The organism is Streptomyces sp. NBC_00663 (assembly GCF_036226885.1).
GTDB lineage: Bacteria > Actinomycetota > Actinomycetes > Streptomycetales > Streptomycetaceae > Streptomyces.
Window position 1 is genome coordinate 4,128,006 of sequence record NZ_CP109027.1, and the last position, 26,170, is coordinate 4,154,175.

The window sequence follows — 26,170 nt, forward strand, 5'->3', positions numbered from 1 at the left end:
GCTCAGTCGCCCCGCAGTACCAGCTCCAGCAGCCCCGGGAAGCGGGCGTCGAACTCCTCCCGCCGCAGCCGGTTGACCCGCTTGGGCCCCTCGTCGCGCTGCTCGACCAGCCCGGCGGCGCGCAGGACCGCGAAGTGATGGCTCTTGGCCGCCTTGCCGACGGGCACGTCGAAGGTGCCGCAGCTGCGCGACCAGTCGTCGGAGGCGGCCAACTCCCGTACCAGCTGGGCCCGTACGGGGTCGGCGAGGGCGGCGAGCGCGGTGAGGACCGGGACGTCGTCCGGGTGGGTGTGCTCGGGGGCGGCCCGATGACTGGTACCGGCGGCCATGCTGTCCTCCCGATGGCGCTTGCGAGTGTTCGATGAAAACCATACAGTCACGAGTGTTCGCTTTTCGTTGAACAGTCTGAGCGGTCCAGAACGGGGTGTGTGGCATGCGCGCGATCGAGTTCCAGGAGTACGGCGGTCCCGAGGTCCTCAAGGCCGTCGAAGCGGAGGTCCCCGAGCCGGGCCCCGGGCAGGTGAGCGTCGACGTGGCGTACGCCGGGATCAACTTCGCCGACCTCAAGGCGCGGGAGTCGGGCTACCGGGTGCCGCGGCTGCCGTACGTCCCCGGCCTGGAGGTCTCCGGCCGGATCCGGGCCGTCGGCGCCGGGGTCACCGGGCTGGCCGTCGGCCAGGAGGTCACCGCGCTGACCGAGGGCGGCGCCTACGCCGACGTGGTCGTCGCGGACACGGCGACCGTCTTCCCGGTCCCCTCCGGCGTCGACCTGCGCACCGCCGCCACCCTCCCCACCGTCCTGCCGACGGCGTACGCCCTCGTCCACGCGGTGGGCAGGCTCAAGGCCGGCGAGACCGTCCTGGTGCAGGGCGCGGCGGGCGGCATCGGCACGGTGGTCGGACAGCTGGCGAAGGCGGCCGGCGGCACGGTGTACGGCGTGGTGTCGAGCGCCGCGAAGGCCGCGTACGCGCGCGAGTACGGGTACGACGAGGTCTTCGTCGGCGGCTTCGAGGCACCGGTGCGGGAGGCGACGGGCGGACGCGGGGTCGACCTCGTCCTCGACCCGGTCGGCGGCGACACCCTGCGCTCCGGCCTCGCCTCCCTCGCCGTCTTCGGCCGCCTGGTCTCCTTCGGCAACGCGAGCGGGGCGGCGGCGTGGAGCGTGGGCCAGCCCGAGCTGTATCCGTACGGCGTCACGGTCGGCGGCTTCTCCATCCTCACCCTGGCCCAGACGGCCCCCGCCGAGCTGCGGACGCTGGCCGAGCGGGCGTTCGCGAAGGTCGCCGACGGGACCGTGACCCTCCCGGTCACCGCCGAGTTCGCCCTGGAGGAGGCCGCGGAGGCCCACCGTCTGATGGGCGCGCGGACGAGCACGGGCAAGCTGCTGCTGCGGGTGGCCGGACAGGGCGCCTAGTAGGCCACCGTGTCGCACCAGGTCTCCGCCCAGGCGGAGGCGCCGTACTTGTTGGCCGCGCGCACCGTGACGCAGACCTCGTCGCCCGAGTACGGGCCGGTGATCGTGTAGCTGGTGCCGCCGGTGGAGTAGACGGTGTCGACGTTCTTCTTGGTGAAGTTGCTGCCCTTGTTGGTGTAGTGGATGTCGTAGCGGGTCGCGCGGGAGACCGCCGACCAGCTCACCTTGATCGGCATGTCGCAGGCTCCGACGCAGGAGTTGACGTAGTCGAGCCGGTAGCTCGTCAGGTTCGGCGGCGGGGAGCCGGTGGACGAACCGGACGAGGACGAACCGGAGGAGGACGAACCGGAGGAGGAGGACGAACCGGAGGAGGAGGAGGACGAGTCGTCGGTGTCGTTCGTTGTGCCGGAACTGCCGGAACTGCCGGAACTACCGGAACCGCTCCCGCTGTTGGAGTCTCCCGAGCCGTCCTGAGCCTGGGATCCCGAGCCCTTCTCCCCTCGGTCCGACGCCTTCGACTTACGAGCCGACGGCGACGGCTTGCCCGTAGGGCTCCCCTCGGACGCGGACACCGACGGGGACGGGGTGGCCGCGGACGAGACGGTGACCGACGGGGTGGCCTGGGCCTCGTCCTGCGGTGCGAACGTGTACGGCAGGTTCTGGAAGGCGAGGGTCGTACCGGTCACCACCACGACCACCGGTACGACGGCGAGCGCGACGCGGGTACGCCGGCGACGCTCGCGCCGCTCCGGAACAGCCGGGGTGGCGGCGGGCGGGACGTCGGGCAAGGTCGGGGTGCGTACCGGCGCGGGCAACTCGTCGGCCCCCGGCACCCGTTCGGCGAACGCCGCCCGCTCCGCCAGCCGCTCGGCGACGGGCGCAGGCCACGACGCGGCCACGGCCACGCCCTCGAACTGCCGCAGCAGCTCCGCCGCCGTCGGCCGTCCCTCCGGGTCCTTGTCGAGGCAGAGGGCGACGACCTCGGCGAGCTCCGGGTCCAGTGCGCGCAGCGGAGCCAGGTCCGGCTGCTCGTGCACGATCCGGTACAGCACCCCGTGCCCGGACTCCTCGCCGAAGGGCGGCCGCCCGCACGCCGCGTACGCGACGACCGAGCCGAGGGCGAAGATGTCGACGGCGCCGGTCAGCCTCCGTGCCCCGGAGGCCTGTTCGGGCGACATGTAGGCGGGGGTGCCGACCACGAGGCCGGTGCTGGTGAGCTGGCTCTGCTCGGCCGCGCGGGCCACACCGAAGTCGATGAGGGTGAGGCCGTCGAGGGTCAGCATGACGTTGGACGGCTTGAGGTCCCGGTGGACCATGTCCAGCGCGTGCACGGCCGCCAGCCCCTTCACCGTCTCCCGGAGCAGCAGCCACAGGGACTCGGCGGGCAGAGGGCCGCCGTTCGCGTCGAGGGCCTCGCCGAGGGTGAGACCGGGGACGTACGCGGTGGCGAACCAGGGCGGCTGGGCGGTGGCGTCGCTCGCGAGCAGCGGGGTGGTGGCGCCGGCCGGCAGGGACGCCAGGTTGTCCAGCTCCTGGCCGAAGCGGCGCAGGAACTTCTTGTCCTCGCCGACGATCGAGGGCAGGACCTGCTTGACGGCGGCGTACCGGCCCTCGTGGACGCCGAGATAGACCCGGCCCATGCCTCCGGCGCCGAGCCGCCCGACGAGCGGGATCGGTCCGATGACCCGTGGGTCGTCGTCGGTGAGCGGCTCCACGATGTCGTTGTTCTCTTCACTCACCGGGCGTATGCCCCCAGGCCGACGAGGCAGTACACGTACTCGTTGATGGCCGTCCCGTTCATCGTGTAGCGGTACGAGAAGGCGTACTCCGTGCGCGGGTTGGCGTTGCACTGGCTCATGTCGGAGCTGAAGGGGATCGTCTGGATCACCTTGTAGTGCGCGTCCGACGCCGAGCAGTCGACCTCCTCGACGTCGTCGACCTCCTGCGCGGTGGTGGAGTCGGGGAGCGTGCCGTTGAGACAGGTGCCGGAGGTGTAGGGGTCGGGGGCCTCGGTCTCCTCGGCGTACGGGTCGTCCGTGTAGGGGTCCTCCGACTCGTAGGGGTCCTCGGAGTACGGGTCGTCCGTGTACGGGTCGTCCGTGTACGGGTCGTCCGTCCCCGAGTACGAGTACGTCGGCGAGCTGTAGGACGAGCTGTACGGCGAGGCGTCGTCCGTGCTGTCGTCGTCTCCCCTGTTGGCGACGACAGCCACGAACACCACCAGGGCCACGACCGCGAGGACCCCCACCCACTTCGCCCCGCCGGTCCCGCCCGGCGCACCCGCGGTGACGCGGACGCGCAGCAGCACCTCCTGCTGGCCGACCCACAGCCGTACGAGGTCGCCGTCCCGGGCGGGAGGCACCCGGACGCGGACCGCGCCCGTCGGCAGCTGCACGGTGACGACGGCGCCGACAGCGGCCTGCTGCGGCGTCAGCGAAATGGAGGTCTCCTGTTGTGACACAGGGACGAGTGTGGAGCACCGCGCGGCCGTATTGGAGATCTTTTCTAGAAATTCACTTCAGAAAGCACGTGTTCTACTCTGGCCGCGATGAGCCCCAAGCAACAACGCGGCGAGGCCACGGTCGAGCAGCTCCTCGACGCCGCTCTGCGGGTGTACGCGGAGTCGGGCGAGCAGGGCCTGACCGTCACCGCGATCACCAAGGCCAGCGGCGTCAGCCTCGGCAGCCTCTACCACCACTTCGGCAGCATCAACGGACTGACGGACGCGTTGATGCACCGCTGCCTGGGCCGGCTGCTGGGCGAGCTGGCGACGGCCTTGCAGCAGACCCGTACCGCCCGCTCGGGCATCCGGGCGCTCGTCCTGACGTATCTGGCGTTCATTCGGGAGCACCGTGACGCGGCCCTGCTGCTGCACTCCCCGCTCGCCGACCGGCGCGGCATGGCGCACGGCAAGGAGGTGCGCGACGCCCAGGAGGCACGCCTCTCGCCGTTCGCGCTGTGGATCGAGCCGCGGGTGAAGTCGGGAGAGCTGGCACCGCTGCCGCTCGGGCTGATCGAGTCGCTGGTGCTGGGGCCGGTGATCGGGGTGGCGAGGCGCTGGCTGTCCGGCATCGACGACGTGGACCTGGACGAGGCGACGCGGATCTTGCCGGAACGTATCTGGAGGTCAGTGGCGGGAGAGTGACGGGGGACGTGACGGAGGACGCGACGGGGGACGTGACAGGGACCACTCCCGAGAAGCTATTCGGGGGTTTGCATGACCATGCATCGCCATGCATAATCTTCCTATGTCCAAGGTCCTCACCTCCCTCCCCGTCGGCGAGCGCGTCGGCATCGCCTTCTCGGGCGGCCTCGACACCTCCGTCGCGGTCGCGTGGATGCGCGACAAGGGCAGCGTCCCCTGCACCTACACCGCCGACATCGGCCAGTACGACGAGCCCGACATCGCCTCGGTGCCCGGCCGCGCCAAGGCGTACGGCGCCGAGGTCGCCCGCCTGGTCGACTGCCGCGCGGCGCTGGTCGAGGAGGGCCTGGCCGCGCTGACCTGCGGCGCGTTCCACATCCGCTCCGGCGGGCGCGCGTACTTCAACACCACGCCGCTGGGCCGTGCCGTTACCGGCACGCTGCTGGTGCGGGCGATGCTGGAGGACGACGTCCAGATCTGGGGCGACGGCTCGACCTTCAAGGGCAACGACATCGAGCGGTTCTACCGCTACGGCCTGCTCGCCAACCCGCACCTCAGGATTTACAAGCCCTGGCTGGACGCGGACTTCGTCACCGAGCTCGGCGGCCGCAAGGAGATGTCGGAGTGGCTGGTCGCCCACGACCTGCCCTACCGGGACTCGACCGAGAAGGCGTACTCCACCGACGCCAACATCTGGGGCGCCACGCACGAGGCGAAGACCCTGGAGCACCTGAACACCGGCCTGGAGACCGTCGACCCGATCATGGGCGTCAAGTTCTGGGACCCCTCGGTCGAGATCGCCGCCGAGGACGTGACGATCGGCTTCGAGCAGGGCCGCCCGGTCACGATCAACGGCAAGGAGTTCGCCACGGCGGTCGACCTCGTCATGGAGGCCAACGCCATCGGCGGCCGCCACGGCCTGGGCATGTCCGACCAGATCGAGAACCGGATCATCGAGGCCAAGAGCCGCGGTATCTACGAGGCGCCGGGCATGGCCCTGCTGCACGCCGCGTACGAGCGTCTCGTCAACGCCGTCCACAACGAGGACACCCTCGCCCAGTACCACATCGAGGGCCGCCGCCTCGGCCGGCTGATGTACGAGGGCCGCTGGCTGGACCCGCAGGCGCTGATGATCCGTGAGTCGCTTCAGCGCTGGGTCGGCGCGGCGATCACCGGCGAGGTCACCCTGCGGCTGCGCCGCGGCGAGGACTACTCGATCCTCGACACCACCGGCCCGGCGTTCTCGTACCACCCGGACAAGCTCTCCATGGAGCGCACCGAGGACTCGGCCTTCGGCCCCGTCGACCGCATCGGCCAGCTGACCATGCGCAACCTCGACATCGCCGACTCCCGCGCCAAGCTGGAGCAGTACGTCGGCCTCGGCCTGATCGGCACCGGCAGCCCCACCGTCGGCGCCTCCCAGGCCGCCGCGACGGGCCTCATCGGCACCATGCCGGAGCTGCCCGAGGGTGGCGCCGAGGCGATCGCCTCCCGCGGTGAGGTCTCCGAGGACGAGGCCCTGCTGGACCGCGCGGCGATGGAGTCCGGCACGGACTGACGGCCGTACGCGACACCTCACGCGACACCTCACAGCCGAAACAGCCGAATGCCGGCCCCTCCCACCGGGGCCGGCCTTCCGGCATTCGGCGAAGAGCGAGTCCCTAGAGACCGGCCCCGGCCCGGGAGCGGTCGCGGGGGCGGACGGTCATCCGCAGGGCGCGCGGCCGTACGGTGAGCCGGGCGACCTGGCGAACGACCTGGCCCTCGGCGAGCTCCAGCCGTACCGAACGCAGCATCGTGGCGAGCGCCGTGACCATCTCGGTGAGGGCCAGCCGGTCCCCCATGCACTTGTGCTTGCCGTCCCCGAAGGGCAGGAACGCGCCCGGCGGAAGCGTCTGCGCGGCGTCGAGCCACCGGTCCGGGTGGAAGGCGAGGGGGTCGGGGAAGCGCGCGGGGTCGCGGTGCAGGGCGTGCTGGCAGTAGGCCAGTTCGGTGCCGGCGGGCAGCGTCCACCCGCCGAGCCGGGTCTCCTCCATGGTGCGCCGGGTGACCAGCCAGCCGGGGTGGTGCAGCCGCAGGGTCTCGGTGATGACCCGGTTCAGGTACGGCAGCCGGGGCACGTCGTCGAAGGTCACCGGCCGTTCGCCGAGGACCTCGTCCAGCTCGGCCAGGACCGTGGCCTCGACGCCGGGGTTGCGGGCGAGTTCGTACAGCGTCCAGGACAGCACCGACGCGGTGGTCTCGGTGCCCGCCACGGCCAGGGTGAAGATCTCGGAGCTGATCTGGTGCCCGGTCAGCGGCCGACCGGTCTCCTCGTCGACGGCGCGCAGCAGCATGGAGAGCATGTCCCCGGTGTCGTGCCCGGAGGCCTGGAGTTCGTCGACGGCGGTGTTGATGGTGGCGCGCACCCCGGCACGGGCCCGGTCGAAGCGGCGGTTGAAGGGCAGCGGCAGCCGCTCGGCCCAGTCGGGCAGCATCATGCGCACGCCGACGCCGTTCATCACCACCGAGAGGTTGCTGCGCAGCCGCTGGAAGATGGCCTCGTCGAGGCTGCCGGCGAACACCGTCTTGGCCAGCATGTCGAGGCTGAGCCCGACCATCGCCTCGCGCACGTCGAGAGGCCGCCCGCGCTCCCAGGCGGCGACGGTGGCCGTCACCTCGGCGCGCATGAGGTCGACGTACCGGCTGATCTCGGTGTGGGCGAACGCCGGTTGCAGCTGGCGGCGTTTGCGGACGTGGTTGCGGCCGGTGGCGGTGACGACGCTGTCGCCCAGCAGCTGGCCCAGCTTGTCGTAGAGGCGTCCCTTGTCGAGGCTGGGGCCGAGGGCCTTGAGCATCTGGTGGATCAGGGCCGGGTCCTGGACGACGATGGTGCGCGTCCCTGGCTGTAGGACGATCTCGACGAGGGGTTCCCGTGTCTCGCGCAGGGAGTCGATGAAGCCGAGGTTGTCGCGCATCTTCAGCGCGTGGCCGATGAGCGGAAACGATCCTGCGGCCCGGGGTATGGGGGGAGGCGCAGTGGACGTCACGGGTCATCCCTTCACGGCAGTCATGGGCGCCCTATGGCTTCCCTGACCTTTCCCCAGTGCAATCCTGTCATGAACGTGTCCTGCGCCACGTGGGACGACCGGCCGGCCTCAGGCCACCGTCCGCAGCCCGCCCAGCGCCTCTCCTCCCTTGCCCCGCACCACCCGGTGCGCACAGGCCGCCGCCAGCAGCTCCCCCAGCAGATCCGGATCGCCGATCTCCAGCCCCAGCAACGACTCGATCCGCTCCAGCCGTTGGTAGAGGGACTGGCGGCCGATGTGGAGCAGCGCCGCCGTGCGGGTCGGGGAGCAGCCGTTGCGCAGATGGGTCTCCAGCGTGCGCACCAGGTCGCTCGGGTGGGCCGCCTCCCAGTCGAGGAGCGGGCCCAGCGCGTGCTGGACCAGCCCGGCGAGGCGCTCACGGTTGGCGTCCACACCGCCCCGGGTCAGCTCCCGCTCCAGGGCGAGGGCCCGCGAGGAGGTCACCAACGGGCCGTCGGGAGCGGCCGGTTCGGCGGCCGGCACGGTCAACGCCAACTCCAGCGTCGTACGGGCCGCCCGCAGCGTGTCGCTCCAGCGCAGCCAGCCGCTCCCCGCGGCGACGGCGTGCCCGACCGCCACCGTCAGACCGGGCGCGGCGGTGGCGCGGAAGGCGTCCTGCACCGCCCGCACCGGGTCACCGGCGCGGACCGCGGGCAGCGCCAGCAGCGCCAGTACGTCCCCCGGGAACGCGGCCCGCAGCCCGCTCGCCCCGCCCAGCACCCGTACCGCCCGGTCCACCGCCCCCGTCTCCCGCGTCCCGTGCACGGACACCCCGAGCAGCCGCACCCCCGGCCCCGGATGGAACCCGGCGAGCGCCGCCCGCGCCTCCACCTCGGGCTGGTTCAGCGCCGCCCGGTCGGCGAGGTCGGCGAGCAGGGCCGCCGTATGGTCGTCACCCCAGGGCCGTACGACATCGCGCCCCGACAGCCCCCGCGCCACGATCGCCCGGTTGGCGGCCTCCGTGATCCGTACGAAGGGCACGACCCGGCGCAGCGCCAGCAGCGGCAGGCCGAGGCGGCGGGCCTCGTCGGTCACCTCGGCGGGCATGGCGGGCAGCGACCGCCCGACCTCCACCGCGAGCCCGGCGGCGCCGCGGGCGGCCAGCTCCCGCACGTACCGCCGGCGCACCTCCTCCTCGGCGTCCGTGAGCCCGAACCCGTTGGTGAGCAGCAGTTCGCCGCCGTCGAGGAAGTTGGCCCCCTCGTAGACCTCGCTCGAATGCACCCAGCGCACCGGCCGGTCCAGGCCCTCGGCGCCCGCGAGCAGCTCGGGCTCGGTGGCGCGGACGGGGTCGAGGGCCAGGATCTCGCGGAGGGTGAGTGCGGGCATGCGCGCCTCCCGACAGTTCGTCCGGCTGTGGGCTGCCCGGAGAGTACTTTCCGCACGTTGCCCTCGTGTTTCGGTCACAGCAGAGTGGACGTATGGATCAGGTTCAGGCACACACCTGGCTGGCGACCGCCGTCGCCGAGGCCCGCGCCGGGCTCGCCGAGGGCGGCATCCCGATCGGCGCCGCGCTCTACGGCGCCGACGGCACGCTGCTCGGCCGCGGCCACAACCGGCGCGTCCAGGACGACGACCCGTCGACGCACGCGGAGACGGCGGCGTTCCGCGCGGCGGGCAGACAGCGCTCCTACCGGGGCACGACGATGGTCACCACGCTCTCCCCCTGCTGGTACTGCTCCGGCCTGGTCCGCCAGTTCGGTATCTCGCGGGTGGTGGTCGGCGAGGCGGCCACCTTCCACGGCGGGCACGACTGGCTGGCGGAGCACGGCGTGGAGATCGTGCTCCTCGACGACCCCGCATGCGTGTCGATGATGCGCGACTTCATCGAGAAGAACCCGGCTCTGTGGAATGAGGACATCGGTGAGTGAGCCCCGTATCCCGACGATCGATCTGAAGCCGTGGACGGACGGCGACCCCGAGGTCCGGGCCGGCTTCGCCCGTACCGTCGACGAGGCGCTCCAGACCGCCGGGTTCCTGCTGGTCACGGGTCATGGCGTGGACCCTGCCCTGCGCGCGGCCATCCGCGAGGCCGCACGCGCGTTCTTCCGGCTCCCCGCCGACGTCAAGCAGCCGTACGCCGTGAAGGTCGGCGGGCGGGGCTGGCTCGGGCCGGGCGCGGAGGCGAACGGCTACTCGGAGGGCACGGAGACCCCGCCCGACCTGAAGGAGTCGCTGTCCTTCGCGACGCACGAGCCGTTCGACGACCCGGTCGTCAACGCGGAGTGGTACGCGCCGAACGTCTGGCCCGGCGAAGTCCCGGAGCTGCGGGCGCTGGTGGAGGAGTACCTGGAGAGGATGGCCGCCCTGGAGAAGGAGCTGTTGAGTCTGCTGGGTGAGGCCCTCGGCCTCGAACCCGACTTCTTCTCCCGCCACATGGACCATCCGACCTACGGCTTCAACATCAACTGGTACCCGGGGACCGAGGTCGTCGGCCAGCCGGAACCCGGCCAGTTCCGCATCGGCCCGCACACCGACTTCGGCACGGTGACGATCCTCGACCGGCAGGCGGGCAAGGGCGGGTTGCAGGTGTGGACGGACGCCGGCGGCTGGGAGGACGCACCCTTCGACCCGGACGCGTTCACCATCAACATCGGTGACCTGATGGCCCGTTGGACGGGAGACCGCTGGCGCTCGGGCCGCCACCGCGTCCTCCCGCCCCCCGCCGACGCCCCCGCCGAGGAGCTCATGTCCCTCGTCTACTTCGGCGAGTGCACCCCGGGGACGCGGGTGGAATCAGTCCCGGCGCCCATCGGACGCGTGGCGTACGAGCCGGTGGACTCGCATGTGTATCTGCGGGGCCAGCTGGACTCGATCACGGTCGACGTCACGACTGACTGAGGCTCTCCACGAGCCGCTCGAAGCGCGCCCGCCAGAGCGGCTCGGCGGCCCCTTCTCCCTGGAACTCATGCTGGAACTCATGGGTGAACCGCAGGACCGAACCGTCCTCCCCGTCCCGCTCCAGATGAAACCGGACCCGGCCGCCCTCCACGGTGTACTCGGCGACCCGCTCCACATCCCACGCGGTGACCTGCCCGGCCCCCAGCTCCCCCAGCCCGACGGCCCCACCGAGCCGGGGTTCGAGCACCTCGACCCCGGTGAGCCAGCCCCCCAGCCCCTCGGCGGTGGCGAGCACCGGCCACACCACCTCCATGGGCCGCGGAAGCCGCACCAGGAAGTGGAGGATGCGCGTGTTCCCGTGGCTCTGGCTGCTGCCCTGCTCAACGGATCCACTCATGACACCAGCGTGACGCGTGGCGCGGCGATCCGCACGCTGCCCGCCACGCGTCCGGGTACGGACTTACACGCCCGCGTAGGAGTGCTTTCCGCTCACGAAGATGTTGACGCCGTAGTAGTTGAACAGCCAGCAGCCGAAGGCGAGGAGAGCCAGGTAGGCGGCCTTGCGGCCCTTCCAGCCGGCCGTGGCGCGGGCGTGCAGGTAGCAGGCGTAGGCGACCCAGGTGATGAAGGCCCAGGTCTCCTTGGGGTCCCAGCCCCAGTAGCGGCCCCACGCGTCGCCCGCCCAGATCGCGCCCGCGATGATCGTGAAGGTCCACAGCGGGAAGACCGCCGCGTTGACCCGGTACGAGAACTTGTCGAGGGAGGAGGAGGCCGGCAGGCGCTCCAGGAAGGACGTGGCGAACTTGCCGGGCTTGCCGCCGCCCGCGAGCTTGCTCTCGTAGGAGTCCTTGAACAGGTACAGGATCGTGGTGACCGCGCCCACGTAGAAGACCGCGCCGCACAGGATCGCCGTGGAGACGTGGATGTACAGCCAGTACGAGTGGAGGGCGGGAACCAACTGGTCGCTGGCGGTGTACAAGACAGTGACGGCGATACCGAGATCGAGGAGGACCGAGGTGATGAGGAACAGGCCCATCCAGCGCACGTTCTTCTTCAGCGCCAGCAGCGAGAGGTACACGCCGACGGCCACCGTGGAGAAGGTGATGTTGAACTCGTACATGTTGCCCCAGGGCGCCCGCTCCACCGAGGCCGCGCGGGCGATGACCCCGGCGAGTTCGATGAGGAAGGCGAGCACCGTGAGGGACACGGCGATACGCCCGTAGAGGTCACCCTGCTCGTCCCCGCCGTGCGCCCCGGGCCCGTCCGGCACGTCCCGCTGACCGGCAGCGGCCCGTACGACGACCTGCGGCCGTTCCAGTACGGCGGTGGAGCCGCCCTTCTTCACCGTGACCGCCGGCGCCTTGCGCTCCGCCGGGTCGGCTGTCAGCGCGGCGGCCGTGCGGCCGATCTTGCTGCGGCTGCCGAAGATCCATTCGGTGATGTAGGCGAAGAAGGCCAGCGTGTAGACGGCCATCGCGGAGTAGATCAGCGTGTTGCTGAGGTTCGCGAGATGTTCGTTGGTGGCGGCGGCCAGATCCGTCGCAGCGGCGAGAGTCACTTCTCGAGCCTTTCGGCAGGTACGACTTGGGGGTCGGGTGTGTCGGTGGAGTCTTCGTCCGGTTCGGGTGCACCGGGAGCCTGGTCGTAGAGGACGTCGGCGAGGGCGCCGAGTTCCTCGGGCACCTTCGCGGACTCGCTGCGGCCGAGTCCGGCCATCTCGACGACCGTGACGCCGTCGTCGCCCCTGACCGCCCGCACCCACACCCGGCGGCGCTGGATGAACAGGGAGCCGGCAAGGCCGAAGATCGCGGCGATGGCGCCGGCCAGCGCCCAGCCGCTGCCGGGCTGGCGGGTCACCTGGAAGTTGGCCCACTCCTCGGTGGACTCATAGGTGATCGAGCCGGCGCCGTTCGGGAGCTTCATGGTCTGGCCGGGCCGCAGGTTCTCCCGCTGCTGGCCCTTGGAGTCCTTGAACGCCTTCAGATGCGACTTGTCGAGCTGGTACACGCTCTGCGGGACACCGGAGTCGACACCCAGGTCGCCGTAGTAGCCGGCCAGGTTCAGCACCGGGTTGCCCAGCGCGGGGAAGGTGGAGGACACCTCGTTGCCGGGGGTGTACGTCGGCAGGAAGAAGGCCTCGAAGCCCAGCTGCTGCCGCACGCCCTTGGCGTCGCGGTAGCCGTCCATGACCTTGACGACACCGGAGGAGGTGATGTTGCTGTCCAGCGGCAGCAGCGGCACCGCGTCGTGGTAGACGACATTGCCCTTGCCGTCGCGGACCGTGATGACGGGCGCGTAGCCGTGGGCGGTCAGATAGACCTTCGAGTCGCCGATCTCCAGCGGCTCGTTGACCTTGACGGTCGTCTTCTTGGCCTTGCCGTAGGCGCCCACGCTGTAGGAGAGGGCGGCCTGGAAGGTGCGCGCGGTGCCCCGGTTGGGGCCGTTCTTCTCGTAGGTGCCCTGGAAGTCGTTCAGTTTGAAGCTGAACGGGTCCAGGTCGTCCTGGGTGAAGAGGCTGCCGGACTTGAAGTCGTCGTACTGGGTGAGGGTGTTGGAGAACCCGCCGCCCTCGACGATCAGCTTGTTGCCCTCCATCTTGAACAGCTGACCCCAGGCGAAGGCGATCAGCATCACGATGAGGGCGATGTGGAAGGCGAGGTTGCCGACCTCGCGCAGATAGCCCTTCTCGGCGGCGACCGCGTCACCGGCGAGGTGCGCGCGGAAGCGGCGCTTCTTGAGCAGGGCGAGGGCGGCGGCGCGGACCTGCTCGGGCTCGGCCTCGGTGCGCCAGGTGGTGTACGCGGGCAGCCGCGTCAGGCGCCTCGGGGCACCCGGCGGACGGCCGCGCAGTTGGCCGACGAACTGCCAGGTGCGCGGGATGATGCAGCCGACGAGGGAGACGAACAGCAGGATGTAGATCGCGGAGAACCACACCGAGCTGTAGACGTGGAAGAGGCCGAGCTTGTCGTAGAGGTCACCGAGGGTGGGGTTGTCCTTGCGGAACTGGGCGACCTTCGTCTCGTCGGTCCCGGACTGCGGGATCAGCGAGCCGGGGATCGCGCCGAGCGACAGCAGCAGGAGCAGCAGCAGCGCGACCCGCATGGAGGTGAGCTGGCGCCAGAACCAGCGGGCCCAGCCGATCACGCCCAGGGAGGGCATGTTCAGGGTGTCCTCGGGCGCGGTGGACAGCTGGGAGCCGGCGGCGCCGAGGTCCTCTTCGCCGGTGGGCGGGGTCGGGTCGGTTGTCGTCTTGCTCATCGATCAGATCCCCACAGTGAAGCCGTTGGACCAGGCCTGCATCTCCTGCACGATGCTGTCCCAGGCGCCGGTCAGCAGCAGGACACCGGTCAGGATCATCATGGTGCCGCCGATGCGCATCACCCAGACGTAGTGCTGCTTGACCCAGGCGAAGGCGCCGAGCGCCTTGCGGAAGGCTACGGCAGCGAGCACGAAGGGGACACCGAGGCCGAGGCAGTAGGCGACGGTCAGTATGGCGCCGCGCAGGGCGCTGCCGTCCTGCATGGCGAGCGTCTGCACCGAGGACAGCGTGGGCCCGATGCAGGGCGTCCAGCCGATGCCGAACAGGGCGCCGAGCAGGGGGGCGCCGGCCAGCCCGGTGGCGGGCCGGGTGTGGAAGCGGAACTCGCGCTGGGTGAGCCAGGGCATCATGCCCATGAAGAAGACGCCCATGAGGATCATGAGGACGCCGAGCACCTTGGACAGGACGTCCCGCTCCTCCTGGAGGGTCTGTCCGAAGTAGCCGAACAGCGCCCCGCCGGAGACGAAGACGATGGTGAAGCCGAGGACGAACAGGGAGGCACCGGCGGCCATCCGCCCGCGCCGGGCCTCGGCGAGATCGGTGCCGCTGACGCCGGTGACGTACGACAGATAGCCGGGCACCAGCGGCAGGACGCAGGGGGAGAAGAAGGAGACGAGTCCGCCGAGCAGGGCGATCGGCAGGGCGAGCAGCAGGGCGCCGCTCATCACGGTGTCGTTCTGCCCCACCCCGGCGGCGAGCGTGGTCACTCCGGTGACGGCCGCGCTCACGTCACTTCTCCGCGAGGACGGGCTTGATCATGCCGAGCAGTGTGTCCTCGCTGAGCGCCTGCAACGCGCGGGCGGCGAGCTTGCCGTCCCGGTCGATGACGAGCGTGGAGGGGATCAACTGCGGGTTGAGGGTGCCCTTCTTGAACCGGAGCATCTGCTTGCCCGTCGGGTCGTAGATGCTCGGGTAGGTGATCCCGAACTCCTTCTCGAAGGACTTCGCGAGGGTGGTGCTGGCGTCCCGCGTGTTGAGGCCGACGAACTCGACGCCCTGGCCCTTGACCTTCTCGTAGACGGTCTGGAGGTTCTTCGCCTCGGCCCGGCACGGAGAGCACCAGGAGCCCCACACATTGACGACGAGGACCTTGCCCTTGTAGTCGGCGGTGGACAGCTGCTTGCCGTCGATGGTCTCGCCGGACAGCTCGGGCGCCGCGGTCCGCTTGCCCTCGGCGACGGTGTCGACGCCGTTGTTGCCGGTGATGAAGTTGGTGTCGCCGCCACCCCCCGACACTCCGCCGGAGGTGCACGCGGACAGGGTCAGCGCGGCGGCCGCCGCGGCTCCGGTCAGGAGCAGGGCCCGGCGACGGGTGCGCGTGGTGCGGTTCGGGCGCTGGGGGGCGCTGCTGGCGGCACTCATGTGAAAAGTTTCGCATGCCCGTTCCGGGGATCTTGCGCACCCCCCTCGCGGGCGGAAACCCGCATATCAGGCGGCGTTCACCGAGCTCTTCTTCGTGTCCTTCATGTAGGAGGCCCAGCCCCCGGCAGGTGCCTGCCCGACATCCAGCCCGCGCAGCTTCTCCAGCACCTCGGGCCGCTGTACGTCCATCCAGTCGACGAACTGCCGGAAGGAGACGAGGCGTACGTCCTCGCCCTTCTCCTTCTCGGCGGCGATGTGCTTCAGCGCCTGCTCCACGGCGTCCATGTAGATGCCGCCGTTCCAGTGCTCGAAGTGGTTGCCGACGAAGAAGGGGGCACGATTTGTCTCGTATGCCCGCTGGAAGCCGGCGATGTACGCGTCGGCGGACTGCTTGCGCCAGCCCGGGTAATTGTGGCTGGGCGCGTTGGTGGAGTTGATCGACTGGTTGGCGAGCATGTTGTAGTCCATCGAGAGGACCTCGAAGCTGCGCCCGGGGAACGGGATCTGCTGGAGCGGCAGATCCCACAGCCCGCCCGTCTTCACCGGCCACACCTGCCGCCCGCCGGGCGAGGAGGCGTCGTACCGCCAGCCCAGTTCCTTGGCGGTGGGCAGCAGATTGTCCTGCCCGAGCAGACAGGGCGTACGACCGCCGACGAGCTCCTTCTCGTAGTCGAAGGGAAGGGCCGGCAGATCGGTCCACCCGGTGTTGGTCCGCCACTCCTTCACAAAGGACTTGGCCTGGTCGATCTCGCTGCGCCACTGCTGGGGCGTCCAGTTGCCGACGCTGCCGTAGCCGCCGCAGAAGTGGCCGTTGAAGTGGGTGCCGATCTCATGGCCCTCCAGCCAGGCCCGGCGCACGTTGGTGAGGGTGGCCTTGACGTGGTCGTCGGTGAGATAGCCGATGTCGGAGGCGCCGACCGGGTTGTTGGGCGGGTCGTAGAGCCGCTTCTTCGACTCGGGCAGCAGATACAGCCCGGAGAGGAAGAAGGTCATGTGGACGCCGTGCTCCTTGGCGAGGTCCAGGAAGCGTGGGAAGAGCCCGTTGCCGACCTCCCCCGCCCCGTCCCAGGAGAAGACGACGAACTGCGGCGGGGTCTGCCCCGGCTCCAGCGGCTCGGGCCTGGCGGGCTGGCCGGGCTGCTTGCCGGTGTACGAGGTGGAGCCGTCGCCGATGGGGCGGGCGCTGGGTGTCTTCTTGCCGGGTTTGTCGCCGGTGGTGGAACCCGGAGCCGGGCTCGGCCCGTCTGACGACGTGAGAGTGCCGCACCCGGCGAGCCCGACGGCGGCGGCACCCCCGACGCCGAGTCCTATTGCTCCCCTGCGGGTGAGAGTGCGCATGGCATTCCCCGTTCGTCACGTTCTCTGGTGGTCACCCCTTCAGAGGCCGGGACGAACGGAGGCGTTCCGTCTGTTTTTTCGCGATTACGTAACAGACCCGCCCAAGGGGAACTCAGGCCCCGAAGGCCTTGTCCTTGCCCTTGACCGGCTTGGCGCCCGCACGCAGATGCGCCGGGACGAGGTCGATCGCCGGCTCGGAGTAGCCCACCGACACGATCTTGTCGCCCTGGTACGTGAACGTCGTCAGCGAGGCGAGCGTGCACTGCCGCTTGCGCGGGTCGTGCCACAGCCGGCGCCGCTCGACGTAGGACCGCACGATCCAGATCGGCAGCTGATGGCTGACCAGCACCGCCTCGTGCCCCCGCGCCGCGTCCTTCGCCGCGTCCAGCGCCCCCATCATGCGGACGACCTGGTCGACGTACGGCTCACCCCAGGACGGCTTGAAGGGGTTGACGAGGTGCTTCCAGTTGTCGGGGTTCTTCAGCGCGCCGTCGCCGACGCCGAAGGTCTTGCCCTGGAAGACGTTGTCGGCCTCGATGAGCCGCTCGTCGGTCGCGAGGTCGAGGCCGTGCGCCTTGGCGATCGGCGTCGCGGTCTCCTGCGCCCGCTCCAGCGGGGAGGCGCAGACGTACGTCACGTCCCGCGAGGAGAGGTGCTCGGCGACCCGGTCGGCCATCTGCCGGCCCAGCTCGGAGAGGTGGTACCCGGCGAGGCGGCCGTAGAGGATGCCGTCCGGGTTGGCGACCTCGCCGTGCCGCATGACGTGGACGACGGTGATGTCAGTGTTGCCGGTCATGCTGCCGTGGCCTCCGCTGCCGCACGGGCCGCCGCCGGAAGGGCGTCGGCGATCTTCTGAACCGCCTGCTCGTCATGGGCGGTGGAGACGAACCACGACTCGAAGGAGGAGGGCGGAAGGTAGACGCCCTGCGCCAGCATCGAGTGGAAGAACGCGGTGAAGCGGAAGGACTCCTGCTTCTTGGCGTCCTCGTAGTCGCGCACCTCGCGGTCCGTGAAGAAGACGGAGAACATGTTGGAGGCGGTCTGCACCCGGTGTGCGACGCCTTCCTTGGAGAGCGCCTCGGTGACCAGCGACTGGACGGCCGCCGACACGGAGTCGACCTTGTCGTACGCCGCCTCGTCGAGCAGGCGCAGCTGGGCGAGACCGGCGGCGGTGGCGACCGGGTTACCGGAGAGGGTGCCGGCCTGGTAGACGGGCCCGGCAGGAGCGAGGTGGGCCATCACATCGGCGCGCCCACCGAACGCGGCGGCGGGGAACCCGCCACCCATGACCTTGCCGAAGGTCATGAGGTCGGGCTCGACGCCGTCGATGCCGTACCACCCGGCGCGGCTGGTGCGGAAGCCGGTCATGACCTCGTCGGAGATGTAGAGGGCGCCGTTCTTGGAGCAGGCGTCCTTGAGCCCCTGGTTGAAGCCGGGCCGCGGCGGGACGACGCCCATGTTGCCGGGCGAGGCCTCCGTAATGACACAGGCGATCTCACCGGGGTGCCGGTGGAAGGCCTCCTGCACGGCTTCGAGGTCGTTGTACGGCAGCACGATGGTGTCGCCGGCCTGGGCACCGGTGACGCCGGGCGTGTCGGGAAGCGCGAAGGTGGCCACCCCGCTGCCCGCGGCGGCGAGGAGCGAGTCCACGTGACCGTGGTAGCACCCGGCGAACTTGATGACCTTGGTGCGTCGGGTGAAGCCGCGGGCGAGGCGGATGGCGGACATGGTCGCCTCGGTGCCGCTGGAGACGAGCCGCACCTGCTGGAGGGGCGCGATCCGCTCGACCATCTCCTCGGCGAGCGCGACCTCGCCCTCGCCGGGCGTGCCGAAGGAGGTGCCGCGCGAGACGGCGTCCTGCACGGCGGCGATCACGTCGGGGTGGGAGTGCCCGAGGATCATGGGCCCCCAGGAGCAGACCAGGTCGACGTACTCACGCCCGTCGGCGTCGGTGAGATACGGACCGCGGCCCGACACCATGAACCGGGGCGTGCCGCCCACGGCGCGGAAGGCGCGCACCGGGGAGTTCACGCCGCCCGGTGTGACAGTGGCCGCACGGTCGAACAGGGCCTGTGAGGCAGGCGCATCATATGAATAGGGCGTTTCGCTCATGACCTGCGACTTCTCCGACCTCTCGGACTCCGGTGGGCGACTTTCCTCCTCAGGGTAGGCCAGGGCCCCTCCGGAGCTCCCCCGGCCGACCGCGGGCTGAGGTGCGGTGGCATCTGCGAAACTGGGACCTGATACACACAGCTCGTACGGCCCGTGGTGCTCGACAGGCCGCGAAGATCCCTGTGAGGATCCCGGTGAGGATCCTGCGGACAGGTGTTTCAACGCACGTTTCGGCGGGCGGCCGTGGGGGAGGTCACTGACACGATGATCGGGTTGCGCGGCGGGGGCCACGCGTCCTAGAAAAGCAGTCGGGTGGAGATATGCATCGCGGTGGCGGACTGGGCGAGGGGACTGATGACCTGGGTCCTCGACGTGCCCGGCGGGGAAGGCACCGACGCGACGCGGAGGAAGCCGCAGAGGCAGCACGTGTACCGGGTGAGTCAGAGGCGGACGATCGACGTATCGAACGTCGGATCGATCGGCTGAGGTCGGGGAGCAGGAATGGTGGTCGGGTGGGGGTGACGTACAAGTACTTCGGCGCGCCCGACGGCGCGACCGCGGCCCGCGTCCCGATCTCGATGCGCCCCGAGGAACTCGGCGGCGACGAGCTCGGGATGAACGGCATGTTCACCAAGATCAAGCCGGAGACGATGGCCGCCATGGTCCTCACCGGCATAGAGGGCGTCCCGCTCCACAAGGTCCCCCCGCTGGAACTGGTCGTCCTCCACCCCGACTACGCGGTGGTCAAGCTCCCCATGACGGTCGTGGACCCGCTCCGGGGCATCGGCGAGGAGGCGGTGGGCGCCGCGGCGTTCATCTGGTCGACGGTGCCGGACCGGGGTGGCCCGCGGGACGCGTTCAACGTGTACCAGCTGCTGCACGAGTGGCAGGACTTCAGCCATCGGCTGCATGAGGCGGGGCATCAGCCTTATTGCCTTGTTTGGCCGTGAGCTGGGGTTTCTTGCAGGTTGGGCGGGGTCTACGGGCCTCGCCCTTTTTGGTGCCGGGGGGCCGTCAGGCGGCCAGGGCACATTGAGGGCACATTGGTTTTGCTGGGGGTGCTGATGTGCCCTGGGTACCGGGCCGGTCGCCCTCGTCTTCCGCCTCGGCTTCTTCCGTGAAGGCGTCGTCGATCGCCTTGCGCGTGCGAGTCTCGCTGGACGGCAGCAGGTGCGTGTACGTCCGTAGCGTGAAGCCTGGGTCCGAGTGTCCGAGGTACTCGGAGAGCGCCTTGATGCTCTCCCCCGCGTCCAGGAGCACGGAGGCGTACGCGTGCCGGAGGGCGTGCATCCCGTCGTCCGGCGCCGCCTGGAGGTAACGCGCGCCGCGCTCGCGGGGAGGGATCACGCCAGCCGCGGCAAGGGCGCGCTTCCAGTCGCCCATGTTGAAGACACTTCGGTTGTACGCCCGAGCCTTCGCATCGACGAAGAGGAGGCGGAAGGTCTTCGGTTCGCCGTCCGGTTTGGCCCAGGGCAGGGTGACTGCGGTCAGCGGGAACTCCTTCATGTGAGCCTTGATGGCTGCGGCGAGTTGGGCCGGCAGGGGCACTGACCGGATCTTGTTGCCCTTAGGCAGGGCGAAGACGGGCTTGGTGCCGACGAGCCGCACCTGACGATTGACGTGGATCCAGCCGCCCTTGAAGTCGATGTCCTCGACGGCGAAGCCGAACACCTCGCCCTGGCGAAGGCCGCAGCCGAAGGCGAGCTTGCCGCCGGCCTGGAAGCGCTTCGGGAGTCCGGCGATGACCGCGCGGACTCGCTCCAGCGACCAAGGGATGATCTTCTTCTTGGTCGCGGTCGGGAGCTTGACCGACTTCGCCTTGCAGGGCTTCTTCGGCAGCAGCCCGTCCTCCACGGCCGAGCCGAGGATGCTGGAGAGGATGTCGAAGATGCCCTCGATCGTGGACACCTCCAGGCCGCCGTCCTGGAGCGTGCGGATCCAACCCTGAATGATCGAGGGCTGGTTGAGGGATCGAAGTTCGCGTCGACCGAGGTGCTCGACGATGTGGTTGCGGACGGTCGCCTCGTAGCGCAGGGCGGTCGTCGGCCCCACGGAGTTCGCGTCGAGCCACTTCTGCGCGTAGGCCCCGAGCGTCTGCTTCGTCTCGGCTGGGACGACGTAGGAGCCGCGCCGTATCTCGACGTCGACTTCGGCGGCGCGGTTGTCGGCCGCAGCCTTCGTGTCGAAGTTCTCCTTGCGCTGTTGCCCGTCCAGGTCGCGGTAGCGGACCTGCCAGCGCTTGCCGACGCCGTGGTCAGCGGTGGGGACCATCCGCTTCGTACGGCCCTTGTGGTCGCCGCACTCGGCTTCGGCGGGCTTGGGGTGGGACTTGTGCCAGCGGTCGTACACGTCAGCCAAGAGGGGCCCCCTGGATGACCTCGGGGGTCTGAGGGGCGGTGTGGAGGCCGCTGGGGCCTATTTCGACAGGTCGGGTTTCCATGACAGATAGCTGTAACTTGCAGCCGGACGCCATGGCAAGGGTTAGTTCTTAAACTCTCCACAAGTCGTTCCGGGGTGAAGTGGTGTTCGTCTCATCAAATTCCGGAACACCACAAGCCTTTCCGGGTCGGCGACCGTGCTACCTTCCCTCGGCATCAAAAAGATGGGCGATTTAGGCGTCTATCAGCCAGGGTGCCCGGTGGGCTGACCGCACCCCTCCCGACATCCAGGCCACAGCTCTGAACTGTAGAGGTACCGGATTCCGGCACTTCCGCCAGTCACGTGGCCGCAGTAAATTTCGGCTGCCATAGGCGCGATTTCGGCAACCGGGGATCGCCCCTTACTGTTTTGCTCTTCCCCAGCCATGCCGGAGAAGTAGACCAGAGAATCGGAAGCTTCTTTGGGTCTCCCCTGGGGGGATAGCCGCCTTGGCCGCACCACCCATCCAAAAACCTGAACCCGATATGGAGACCTCATTGCCGAACCACTTGCCGCGTCTTGCCGCCGCCGAGCGTGACCAGCTCGCCACCCCCACCGACGTGGCCGCCTACCTCGGGGTGCCGGTGAAGACGCTCTACCAGTGGAAGTACCGGGGCACCGGCCCCAGCGTCCACAAGGTCGGCCGTCACCTGCGCTACCGCTGGCGGGAGGTGGACACGTGGCTGGATGCCCAGACGTCGTACGACCTCACGGTCTGACCCCGCGTCCGGCGCGGCCAACGAAGCGGCCCCCGGCGCGCCAACGCCGAGGGCCGAAGTATTCCCAACTGATCGCCCATCCCTGAACGAACGAGCGGGTGAGGGGCAGGACCTTGCCCGTCCTGCCCCCACCGGAGAGGAACGCCTATGGAGGACTCTACGTCCCCCAACTCCACGAACACCTCCCCCACCGGCTGGCCCACGCCCGCCGTCCCCGGCGAAGGCATCCCCTGGCGCCGCAGGGATCCGGCGGACACACGGTCTCCCGCGTCGGGGCCCGTCGGACACCCGGCAGATGCGCACGCACACGGGGACCGTCCCCAGCTGTCTGCTGATGCTGCTGTTGGGGACCGTCCCCGCGCCGTGCCCACTGCTCGGTCCCCGCATGCCCCGGTCCCCGAATCGACGTCAGGCGCAAACCCGCAGGCCAACGCCGTGAAATCGGGGACCGGTCCCCAAGAGGCTGCAGTTGCACCAGGGGACCGCAATGGGGACCGTGAGCACCGTCCCCGCCAGTCGCCGGGGACCGCCCCGCAGGAGGGGGCCGGTCCCGGTGAGGGTGCGGAACTGCTGGATGAGTTGCGGGCGACGATCGGCAAGTACGTCGTGCTGCCCAATGAGGAGGCGCTGACCGCGGTCACGCTGTGGGTGGCGGCCACGCATATCCAGACCGCTCTGCAGCACGCGCCGCGTCTGGCAGTCGTAGGCCCGACGAGGGGCTGCGGCAAGTCCCGGGTGCTGGACGTCCTCCACGAGACCGTCCACCAGCCGATCATGACGGTGAACATGTCCACGGCGGTGCTGTTCCGGGTGATCGGCAAGAACCCGCACACGATCCTGGTGGACGAGGCCGACACCATCGTCGGCCCCAAGGCCGGCGAGAACGAGGAACTGCGCGGCCTGCTGAACGCCGGACACCAACGCAACCGGCCCGCCTGGCGCATCTCCGGTCCGGAGCACAAGCCGACCCCGTATCCGACCTTCGCCATGGCCGCACTGGCCTCGATAGGCGACCTGCCCGACACGATCACCGACAGGGCGGTCGTGCTCCGCATGCAAAAGCGCAAGCCCGGCGAGAAGGTGACCCCGTTCCGCTGGCGCTACGCCACACCGGAACTGAACGCGCTGCGGGACAGACTCGCCGCCTGGCTGGGACCGCTGCGCGGCACGGCCAGCCGCATGGCGCCCACGATGCCGGTGGAGGACCGGGCGGCGGACACCTGGGAGCCGCTGGTGATCATCGCCGACTTGGCCGGCGGCCACTGGCCCGCCAGTGGCCGTGCGGCCTGCGTGGCGATGACCCGCTACGAGACCGTCCAGGACCAGCAGACCAACCTGAAGACGCGACTGCTGCGCGACATCCACCGCATCTTCGAGGCACACGGCAACCCTGAGGCCCTGTCCTCCCTGGATCTGGTCACGGCCCTGCTCCAGGACCCCGACGCTCCCTGGGCGGAACACGGCACCAAGGGCCTCAACGCCTACCACCTGGGCAGCATGCTCCGGGGCTTCGAAATCCGCCCGGCCAACTACCGGTTCGACAAAGGCAGGCAGGCCAAGGGGTACGCCCGTAACCAGTTCCTCGACAGCTGGGCCCGGCACTGCCCCGGCCTCACCGGGACGACGCCCGCCCCCGCGCACGACGCCCCACCCGCGCGCCCCACCCAGGGCAAGCCGCCCGCGGCCCTGACAGGTCAGCTACCCGTCGGCCCGCCAGGCGGCCCGGCTGGCCCCAATCGCGCCCGCTGACCCGCCTCTCCCTGGGTCCATATCGCTTCGTCGCATCCGTCCCCGCGCAGGTCAGCGCGGGGACGGATGTCCTCACCGGGACGGACGGCTCCGTACCTGCCCGAGTGTCCGTACCTGTCTTGACCAGGCATGGGACGGATGCGACGCGCGTGACACAGTCCCTCACCACCGGAGCACACCATGCAAGAACAGCACCACGAGCTCCCCACAGCTCGGCAGCAGACGGACACCACACCAGCCCCAGACAGCGCAGCAAGTTGTCGGATAAGGAGTCCTTACCCGGCCCCCGCCCCGGGGGAGGCGGAGGCATCCGGCGCAGGGGCGCCGGGGTCGTTCGGCCCGGGGGTGCCGAACGAGACAGGGGGCGAATCGTCGTTGCACGAGCGCCACCGCCCCGCGCCGCGTCGTCGTCTGCGTGACAAGCAGCTGCGCGAGCGCCGTGTCCATCCCCGTTATAGCGACGCCGAGTTCGCCCTCGTCCAGAAGGCCGCTGCCCTGAGCCGCATGAAACCCGGCGGCTACGTCGCCGAATGCGCCCTCGCCGCCGCCCGCGCCGACGACCCCACCGCAGCCGTCGCCGACTACCGCACCCTGATGAAGACGCTGATGGCCGCCAACGGGCAGCTCGGCAAGGTCGGCAGCAACCTCAACCAGCTCACCTGGCACCTCCACCAGGACGGCGCCTGGCCCCACACCGACACCGTCCAACGGCTCCTGGCCCGCGTCGAGGCGTCCATCGCCGAGCTGGACGCAGCGGTCGCCCAGATCACAGAGGGACGGTGAGTCATTGATCCCGAAGATCATCCTCGGCAAGGGGCCGAAGGCGACGCGCCGCACGATCGGCTACCTCTTCAGCAAGGGCCGGGCCAACGAGCACATCGACCCGCACTTGGTGGCTTCCTGGAACGATTTCGCCCCCGACCCTGGCCGCAGCCCCCACCGCGACCCGAAGGAGGTGGAGGATCAGCTCGCCGCGCAGCTCGATCAGCCCGTGAAGATGCTGGGCGACAAGGCACCCAAGCACACCGTGTGGCACTGCCCCATCCGCGCCGCACCCGAGGACCCGATCCTCACCGACGCCCAGTGGGCCGACATCGCCCGTCGGATCGTGGCTGCCGCCGGCATCGCCCCCGAAGGCGATACGGAAGCCTGCCGCTGGGTGGCCGTCCGCCACGCCGACGACCACATCCACATCGCCGCCACCCTCGTACGCCAGGACGCCCGCCGCCCTCGACGCGACTACGACCAGCGGGCCGTCCAACGCGAAGCCCGCCAGATCGAAGTCGACTACGGGCTACGGCGGTTGAAGCCGGGCGACGGCACCGCCGCCAAACGCGCCACCAGCAAGGAGCACTTCAAGGCCAAGCGTCTGGGCCAGGAAGCGGCCACACGTGAGGTCCTGCGGCTACGGGTCCGCCGTGCCGTCGCCGCTGCAGCCGACGAGGCCGAGTTCTTCGCCCTACTGGACGCCACCGGCGTGACCGTGCGCCTCAAGCTCGGCCCGTCTGGCGACGCCCTCGGCTGCAACTTCGCCCTGCCCGGCGACACCAACGACAAGGGCGAGCCGGTCTTCTACTCCGGCTCCACTCTCGCCCCCGACCTCTCCCTCCCCAAGATCCGCCAACGCCTCGCCACCACCAGCCCCGAACCTGCCCCCGCTCGCCCGGGCAACCCCTGGCACCAGGCCACCGCCGCCACCGAACGCATCCCTCACCACCTCACCCACGGCGACGACCCCACGGCTCAAGGACAGTTGGTCGCGCTCGGCGCGGCTCTGGACCTCCTGCCGGTCACCGCGCCGGCCGCGCTCAGGGCCAAACTCCAACAGGCCGCGGCTGCCTTCGAGCGCGCCACCCGCTCCCGCATCACCGCCGACTTCAACAGCACCCGCGTCCTACGCGGCAACGTCCAGGCGATCTTGCGCGACCGCCCCCAGGACCGGGATGGGACCGGATTCACGATGCTCTTGGACGCCATGCTCACTGCCGTGGCGTTCGCGATGCACTGGCACCGTACCCGCCAGCATGCCCAGCAGGAGGTGGCCGCACAGCAGGCCCTCCTCCACCTGCAGGTCGCGTACGCGCGGGTCGCCGAGCCGGTCCTGACCGACCTCGCGAACCGCTCCCCCAGCCTCCAGATCAAGCGCCGCTTCGCCTACCACCTCCAGGAGGTCGTACCGGAACACGCCGAGCGCATCCTCAACGACCCCGCCTGGGACGCACTCACCACCGTGCTCGCCGAGGCAGAAGCGGCGGGACACAACGCGGCCACCGTCCTCGACCAGGCGCTCGGCCGGCGCACCCTGGAGGACGCCCACAGCCCCGCCCGCGTACTGACCTGGCGCATCCGGCGCCTCGGCGAGCGTCATGCCCCCAGCCCACGAGCGCAGACAGCCACCGCACGCCACGCCGTAGAACGCCACGCCATGCCAGCGTTGCAGCAACTCCGGAGTCGGAAGCACTGATCAGGCTCTCGTCGAGCCATCAACTTCTGGATGCACGACGAAGCTCCGAGTATCCGAACCACGGGCTGATCGACTTCGGACTACAGGCGCCTTTCGGTCAATGTTCAACAGGGCATCTCCGTGCACGGCTTGTGCCGGTTTGCGGTCTGGTCGCGCTCGTCGAGCACGTGGACGATGCCCCTCTGTGCCTGCCGAGGCGTCATCGCGGCCGGCCGGTAGAA

Annotated in this window: 24 protein-coding genes; 10 read left to right on the forward strand and 14 right to left on the reverse strand. The window is 70.0% G+C overall.

What is annotated here, in order from left to right; all coding sequences use genetic code 11:
- Positions 1-2: 2 nt before the first annotated feature.
- Positions 3-329: an ArsR/SmtB family transcription factor gene (locus OG866_RS18735; protein WP_329336136.1), complete on the reverse strand. Its 327-nt coding sequence runs from the start codon at positions 327-329 to the stop codon at positions 3-5.
- A gap of 104 nt (positions 330-433) precedes the next feature.
- Here OG866_RS18735 and OG866_RS18740 point away from each other — a divergent pair, with 104 nt between their 5' ends.
- The gene (locus OG866_RS18740) at positions 434-1,414 is read left to right on the forward strand and encodes a quinone oxidoreductase family protein (protein WP_329336139.1); all 981 of its coding nucleotides are present in this window, start codon (positions 434-436) and stop codon (positions 1,412-1,414) included.
- Here OG866_RS18740 and OG866_RS18745 read toward each other — a convergent pair.
- On the reverse strand, positions 1,411-3,153 hold the full coding sequence (locus OG866_RS18745) for a protein kinase domain-containing protein (protein ID WP_329336141.1): 1,743 nt from the start codon (positions 3,151-3,153) through the stop codon (positions 1,411-1,413). The two genes, OG866_RS18740 and OG866_RS18745, sit on opposite strands and share 4 nt — an antisense overlap.
- The gene (locus tag OG866_RS18750; protein WP_329336143.1) at positions 3,150-3,875 is read right to left on the reverse strand and encodes an LppU/SCO3897 family protein; all 726 of its coding nucleotides are present in this window, start codon (positions 3,873-3,875) and stop codon (positions 3,150-3,152) included. The genes OG866_RS18745 and OG866_RS18750 overlap by 4 nt, the downstream gene beginning before the upstream one ends.
- Positions 3,876-3,962: 87 nt before the next feature.
- Here OG866_RS18750 and OG866_RS18755 point away from each other — a divergent pair, with 87 nt between their 5' ends.
- Entirely contained in the window at positions 3,963-4,559 is a 597-nt protein-coding gene (locus tag OG866_RS18755) for a TetR/AcrR family transcriptional regulator (protein WP_329336145.1), read from the forward strand.
- Between the two features lie 103 nt (positions 4,560-4,662).
- Complete coding sequence (argG, locus tag OG866_RS18760; protein ID WP_329336147.1) at positions 4,663-6,117, forward strand: argininosuccinate synthase; 1,455 nt, start codon at positions 4,663-4,665, stop codon at positions 6,115-6,117.
- Positions 6,118-6,220: 103 nt separating this feature from the next.
- Here the strand turns inward: argG and OG866_RS18765 are convergent, their stop codons facing one another.
- Positions 6,221-7,588, reverse strand: a complete 1,368-nt coding sequence (locus OG866_RS18765) for a cytochrome P450 (RefSeq protein WP_329336149.1) — start codon at positions 7,586-7,588, stop codon at positions 6,221-6,223.
- Between the two features lie 108 nt (positions 7,589-7,696).
- Complete coding sequence (locus tag OG866_RS18770) at positions 7,697-8,956, reverse strand: PucR family transcriptional regulator (RefSeq protein ID WP_329336151.1); 1,260 nt, start codon at positions 8,954-8,956, stop codon at positions 7,697-7,699.
- A gap of 92 nt (positions 8,957-9,048) precedes the next feature.
- On the opposite strand from OG866_RS18770, the gene OG866_RS18775 reads away from it, so the two are divergent.
- Both OG866_RS18775 and OG866_RS18780 read left to right on the forward strand, forming a co-directional pair.
- Positions 9,049-9,498: a nucleoside deaminase gene (locus OG866_RS18775; protein WP_329336152.1), complete on the forward strand. Its 450-nt coding sequence runs from the start codon at positions 9,049-9,051 to the stop codon at positions 9,496-9,498.
- Entirely contained in the window at positions 9,479-10,468 is a 990-nt protein-coding gene (locus OG866_RS18780) for an isopenicillin N synthase family dioxygenase (RefSeq protein ID WP_329336154.1), read from the forward strand. The genes OG866_RS18775 and OG866_RS18780 overlap by 20 nt, the downstream gene beginning before the upstream one ends.
- Here OG866_RS18780 and OG866_RS18785 read toward each other — a convergent pair.
- The 8 genes from OG866_RS18785 to hemL form a co-directional block, all read right to left on the reverse strand.
- On the reverse strand, positions 10,455-10,865 hold the full coding sequence (locus OG866_RS18785; protein WP_329336156.1) for a hypothetical protein: 411 nt from the start codon (positions 10,863-10,865) through the stop codon (positions 10,455-10,457). The genes OG866_RS18780 and OG866_RS18785 overlap by 14 nt on opposite strands.
- A gap of 63 nt (positions 10,866-10,928) precedes the next feature.
- Positions 10,929-12,026 (reverse strand): c-type cytochrome biogenesis protein CcsB, encoded by a 1,098-nt coding sequence (gene ccsB / locus OG866_RS18790; RefSeq protein ID WP_329336158.1) that lies wholly within the window; start codon positions 12,024-12,026, stop codon positions 10,929-10,931.
- Positions 12,023-13,726 carry a cytochrome c biogenesis protein ResB gene (gene resB / locus OG866_RS18795; protein ID WP_329336160.1) on the reverse strand — a complete coding sequence of 568 codons (1,704 nt, stop codon included), beginning with the start codon at positions 13,724-13,726 and terminating at the stop codon, positions 12,023-12,025. The genes ccsB and resB overlap by 4 nt, the downstream gene beginning before the upstream one ends.
- Positions 13,727-13,729: 3 nt before the next feature.
- Positions 13,730-14,452 (reverse strand): cytochrome c biogenesis CcdA family protein, encoded by a 723-nt coding sequence (locus tag OG866_RS18800; RefSeq protein WP_329344183.1) that lies wholly within the window; start codon positions 14,450-14,452, stop codon positions 13,730-13,732.
- Positions 14,453-14,516: 64 nt separating this feature from the next.
- Positions 14,517-15,149, reverse strand: coding sequence for a TlpA family protein disulfide reductase (locus OG866_RS18805; RefSeq protein WP_329336162.1), 633 nt, complete (start codon positions 15,147-15,149; stop codon positions 14,517-14,519).
- A 66-nt stretch (positions 15,150-15,215) separates the two neighbouring features.
- Entirely contained in the window at positions 15,216-16,487 is a 1,272-nt protein-coding gene (locus OG866_RS18810) for a polysaccharide deacetylase family protein (RefSeq protein ID WP_329336164.1), read from the reverse strand.
- Positions 16,488-16,599: 112 nt separating this feature from the next.
- A complete protein-coding gene (locus OG866_RS18815; RefSeq protein ID WP_329336166.1) occupies positions 16,600-17,283 on the reverse strand; it encodes a histidine phosphatase family protein in 684 nt (227 codons plus the stop codon).
- The gene (hemL, locus tag OG866_RS18820) at positions 17,280-18,599 is read right to left on the reverse strand and encodes a glutamate-1-semialdehyde 2,1-aminomutase (protein ID WP_329336168.1); all 1,320 of its coding nucleotides are present in this window, start codon (positions 18,597-18,599) and stop codon (positions 17,280-17,282) included. Before hemL ends, OG866_RS18815 begins: the two co-directional genes overlap by 4 nt.
- Positions 18,600-19,111: 512 nt before the next feature.
- Between hemL and OG866_RS18825 the strand changes: the two genes are divergently transcribed.
- Positions 19,112-19,549, forward strand: coding sequence for a hypothetical protein (locus OG866_RS18825; protein WP_003974483.1), 438 nt, complete (start codon positions 19,112-19,114; stop codon positions 19,547-19,549).
- A 64-nt stretch (positions 19,550-19,613) separates the two neighbouring features.
- On the opposite strand, the gene OG866_RS18830 is transcribed toward OG866_RS18825, so the two are convergent.
- Complete coding sequence (locus OG866_RS18830; protein ID WP_329344184.1) at positions 19,614-20,948, reverse strand: tyrosine-type recombinase/integrase; 1,335 nt, start codon at positions 20,946-20,948, stop codon at positions 19,614-19,616.
- 554 nt (positions 20,949-21,502) lie between these two features.
- On the opposite strand from OG866_RS18830, the gene OG866_RS18835 reads away from it, so the two are divergent.
- The 4 genes from OG866_RS18835 (at position 21,503) to OG866_RS18850 (ending at position 25,949) form a co-directional block, all read left to right on the forward strand.
- Positions 21,503-21,736: a helix-turn-helix transcriptional regulator gene (locus OG866_RS18835; RefSeq protein WP_443063538.1), complete on the forward strand. Its 234-nt coding sequence runs from the start codon at positions 21,503-21,505 to the stop codon at positions 21,734-21,736.
- 579 nt (positions 21,737-22,315) lie between these two features.
- On the forward strand, positions 22,316-23,485 hold the full coding sequence (locus OG866_RS18840) for a DUF3631 domain-containing protein (protein WP_443063539.1): 1,170 nt from the start codon (positions 22,316-22,318) through the stop codon (positions 23,483-23,485).
- 375 nt (positions 23,486-23,860) lie between these two features.
- Entirely contained in the window at positions 23,861-24,268 is a 408-nt protein-coding gene (locus tag OG866_RS18845) for a plasmid mobilization protein (protein WP_329336171.1), read from the forward strand.
- A gap of 4 nt (positions 24,269-24,272) precedes the next feature.
- Positions 24,273-25,949 (forward strand): mobilization protein, encoded by a 1,677-nt coding sequence (locus tag OG866_RS18850; RefSeq protein ID WP_329336173.1) that lies wholly within the window; start codon positions 24,273-24,275, stop codon positions 25,947-25,949.
- Positions 25,950-26,170: the final 221 nt, after the last annotated feature.

Coding starts and splice junctions, on each gene's coding strand:
- OG866_RS18735 (WP_329336136.1), bottom strand. CDS start 329: ATGGCCGCCGGTACCAGTCATCGGGCCGCCCCCGAGCACACCCACCCG.
- OG866_RS18770 (WP_329336151.1), bottom strand. CDS start 8,956: ATGCCCGCACTCACCCTCCGCGAGATCCTGGCCCTCGACCCCGTCCGC.
- OG866_RS18755 (WP_329336145.1), top strand. CDS start 3,963: ATGAGCCCCAAGCAACAACGCGGCGAGGCCACGGTCGAGCAGCTCCTC.
- hemL (WP_329336168.1), bottom strand. CDS start 18,599: ATGAGCGAAACGCCCTATTCATATGATGCGCCTGCCTCACAGGCCCTG.
- OG866_RS18800 (WP_329344183.1), bottom strand. CDS start 14,452: ATGAGCGGCGCCCTGCTGCTCGCCCTGCCGATCGCCCTGCTCGGCGGA.
- resB (WP_329336160.1), bottom strand. CDS start 13,726: ATGAGCAAGACGACAACCGACCCGACCCCGCCCACCGGCGAAGAGGAC.
- OG866_RS18785 (WP_329336156.1), bottom strand. CDS start 10,865: ATGAGTGGATCCGTTGAGCAGGGCAGCAGCCAGAGCCACGGGAACACG.
- OG866_RS18775 (WP_329336152.1), top strand. CDS start 9,049: ATGGATCAGGTTCAGGCACACACCTGGCTGGCGACCGCCGTCGCCGAG.
- OG866_RS18805 (WP_329336162.1), bottom strand. CDS start 15,149: ATGAGTGCCGCCAGCAGCGCCCCCCAGCGCCCGAACCGCACCACGCGC.
- OG866_RS18810 (WP_329336164.1), bottom strand. CDS start 16,487: ATGCGCACTCTCACCCGCAGGGGAGCAATAGGACTCGGCGTCGGGGGT.
- OG866_RS18835 (WP_443063538.1), top strand. CDS start 21,503: ATGGAGACCTCATTGCCGAACCACTTGCCGCGTCTTGCCGCCGCCGAG.
- OG866_RS18815 (WP_329336166.1), bottom strand. CDS start 17,283: ATGACCGGCAACACTGACATCACCGTCGTCCACGTCATGCGGCACGGC.
- OG866_RS18740 (WP_329336139.1), top strand. CDS start 434: ATGCGCGCGATCGAGTTCCAGGAGTACGGCGGTCCCGAGGTCCTCAAG.
- argG (WP_329336147.1), top strand. CDS start 4,663: ATGTCCAAGGTCCTCACCTCCCTCCCCGTCGGCGAGCGCGTCGGCATC.
- OG866_RS18780 (WP_329336154.1), top strand. CDS start 9,479: ATGAGGACATCGGTGAGTGAGCCCCGTATCCCGACGATCGATCTGAAG.